Annotated in this window: 3 protein-coding genes; all 3 read left to right on the forward strand. The window is 30.0% G+C overall.

Going from position 1 to position 3,037, the window contains the following annotated elements; translation table 11 throughout:
* Nucleotides 1-92: 92 nt before the first annotated feature.
* Nucleotides 93-719, forward strand: a complete 627-nt coding sequence (locus tag D3P13_RS21645) for a hypothetical protein (RefSeq protein ID WP_117885788.1) — start codon at nucleotides 93-95, stop codon at nucleotides 717-719.
* Between the two features lie 167 nt (nucleotides 720-886).
* The gene (locus D3P13_RS21650) at nucleotides 887-1,720 is read left to right on the forward strand and encodes a peroxiredoxin family protein (RefSeq protein WP_117885790.1); all 834 of its coding nucleotides are present in this window, start codon (nucleotides 887-889) and stop codon (nucleotides 1,718-1,720) included.
* 377 nt (nucleotides 1,721-2,097) lie between these two features.
* Entirely contained in the window at nucleotides 2,098-2,808 is a 711-nt protein-coding gene (locus D3P13_RS21655; protein ID WP_232829267.1) for an SIMPL domain-containing protein, read from the forward strand.
* Nucleotides 2,809-3,037 lie beyond the last annotated feature (229 nt).

A 3,037-nucleotide genomic window follows, 5' to 3' on the forward strand; every position in this document is an offset into this window, starting at 1 on the left:
CTTTTATCAAACTTAAAGATTTACTAACTTAGCGACATAATAGAAATAAAGTTAATATAGACTTTATTCCTACGTTACCACACATTTGAGAAATGACAACATTTTTAGTTTTAATAACAATATTTTTAGGAATTAGTTTAGTGCTGATTTTGACAAAATCTGACTTTCCGAAATTGGAAAAGGTTATTAAAAAAATCTCACTCTACTCGTTAATCGGAATTATAATCTGTGCTGTACTTTTGGTTTTTGAATTTCGACTGAAAGGAGAATATACGACCTCAATAATCGGATTGACTTTTGTCCTGTCAACAATCTTACTTTTCGGATTGACAAAAAATACTCGGAACAAAATCTTGAGCGGAATTTTGACAATACCAATGTTTGTTTTCGGAATTTTAAGCCTAATCTGGGAAATGCCAATTGTATTTTTTTATTTAATTACACTTCCTTTCGAGCCACCAATTGCAAAATTTGAAATGAATGACAATCACAACGTTGAAGTTCGTGTTGGTGGATTTTTGGCTTGTGGAGAAAGTTTAGTAATTACTGAATCGACATTCGGAATTTTAGACAAACAGAAATACGTTGGAAATAACTCTTGCGTGACTGGAATTAATAAAATAGAGACTTTAGATTTTAAAGAAAATAAAGCGGAATTTTTAATATATCACGATGGAAAAACTGAATTTGAGAATCCGTACAAATATCAAGTGGAATAATAAAAACGTGTGGTAACAACGTGTATAATTAATTGCTTTGGCAAGTGCCTACTTGGAAAATTCCTTCGGAATTTTCTCTGGCAAGTATTTGTTTACTAAATTAGTTGCTAAACCACGCAACTAACCATACACAAACCGTTAGGTGCAAGCTGAAAAACAATAACCAAATGAACAAAGACATTAATATTTTAATCATAGCTGTTTTAATTTTAACATCTTCTTTTAAATCATTTTCACAAAACATTACTGAGGAAAACTACTTGAAGTTGGATAAAGAAATATGGGATTTCCAGAACCAAGAGTTTTCAAAGATTTCTAAAGCATTTGAATTAAATCCTGAAAAAAAAGATAGTTTAATCATTGAAGGCGATAAAATAGCCAAGATATGCGATGATAAAAACGTTGAACTTGCAATAAAGTTTGCTTCTGTTCCAAGTGGACTTCAAAGAGTTTTTATGCTTAGGTTAAATATCCCCAAAGACACCTTAAAATCTATTTATAAAATGCTCCCTGAGAATATGCAAAAATCTGCTTATGGAAAAAGTATCAGATTACATATTGATTCTAAACAAATGGAAAAAGGAGATAATATAGTTGATTTTCATGCTATTGATTATAATGGAAATCCTTTTAAAATATCAAGTCTTAATGGAAAAAACACCCTCCTTTTATATGGAGGTTTAAAATGTCTAAGAGAAGATGGAAGAAAATTATTAGAAAATTATTACAAATCTTTAAATAGTGAAAAATTCAAAATAGTGCTCTTTGACAATGAAAGTTCAAATATTGAAGACTTAAAGATTAAAAGAGAAAAATATGGTTTAGATTTTATTCTTGTTTCTGATTTTATCGGAGACCATAGTCCAATGAAAATTATATACGGAGCACAAACAACACCAACTTACTTTTTTATTAATGAAAAAGGAGAAATTATTTTAAGAACTGATGAGTTTTTTACAGCTGAAAAAGAACTTGAATCCCTAAAACTAAAAATAAACTAAATAAAGCCAGCACCTAACACGGGCTATATGCCATTAATTTTGGCTTATTTATAGAGTTTTGGGCAAGTACTTTTAAAACATTTTTTCTTCAAACAACTCATGCTCTTAGTAGGTATTGTTTGAGGAAACGCAAGGGCAACGTAAAAAAATATTTTAAAAGCGAAAAGGTCTGTGATTTATCTATTAACTTTAGTGCTTTATCAAAGAAAATTAACGGCACATAGCCTCACCGTTAGGCAACATTTGAAAAAAACCGCAGTAAATAACAAGCACACTAATTGAAAAGGGTAATTCACTCATTCTGACTTTTGAGAAATCAAATTAAATCATAGTTTCGACGAAATAAAATGAACATTGAATTAACCAAACTAAAACAAATGAAAAAATTAGGATTATTACTTGTCATTGGATTTTTGACTTTACAAAGTCATTCTCAAACCAAAAATTTTATCGACCAACCTTTTTTGGAAACGATTGCAGAAATTGACACTTTGGTCACGCCAGATAAAATTCATTTGATGATTATATTAAACGAGGAAGATAATCGTAATCGAAAATCTACGGAGGAATTAGAGGCATCTATGTTTATGGTTTTAAAATCTTTGAATATTGATTTAGAAAAATCGTTGTCTGTAATAGATTATAGTAGCGACTTCAAAAAATATTTTCTTGCTGGACAAAAAGTGCTGAAAACAAAAATGTTTTCTTTGATTTTAAAAGATGCTCAAACTGTTGGAAAAGTTATGGCAGATTTAGAGCGTGAGGAAATTTCTAATGTATCTATTTCTAAAACAGAATACTCAAAATCTGAACAGTTACTGCTTGAGTTAAGAACCAAAGCCATTTTGAAAGCGAAACGGAATGCTGAAAATATGGTTGCGCCCTTAAATCAAAAAATTGGAAAAGCAATCTATGTTTCTGATTTAGAAACTGCATCTATTACGAGCCAATTGCAAGGCAAAGTAGCTGGAATTCAAATTAGAGGAGCTTCAAGTATTTACGGAAATCGTGCAAGCGAAGATATTATGATTGATTTTGAGAAAATGGAGTTTTCGGCTAAAGTCAACGTGAAATTCATAATCGAATAAAAAACGTTGCCTAACAACTAAGCATTCGGCTTGCCGATAGGCTAGAGCTGAATGATATGTTGACTAACCGTATTGAGATTAATTTTCGGTTGCTATGGGGATATAGTTGATAATTGTTTGTAATTTAAAAAGTAGTGAAGCAATTTTTACTTTTTTTTTAGGTCTTATTTAAGTTTTTATTGGTTAAAATCTCAATCTAAAATCAATTATTGATTAATTTTCATTTTTC

Source organism: Aureibaculum luteum, assembly GCF_003449015.1.
Lineage (GTDB): Bacteria > Bacteroidota > Bacteroidia > Flavobacteriales > Flavobacteriaceae > Aureibaculum > Aureibaculum luteum.

Excerpts from the sequence above, each read along its gene's own strand:
- D3P13_RS21645 (WP_117885788.1), top strand. The coding sequence starts at position 93 with ATGACAACATTTTTAGTTTTAATAACAATATTTTTAGGAATTAGTTTA.
- D3P13_RS21655 (WP_232829267.1), top strand. The coding sequence starts at position 2,098 with ATGAAAAAATTAGGATTATTACTTGTCATTGGATTTTTGACTTTACAA.
- D3P13_RS21650 (WP_117885790.1), top strand. The coding sequence starts at position 887 with ATGAACAAAGACATTAATATTTTAATCATAGCTGTTTTAATTTTAACA.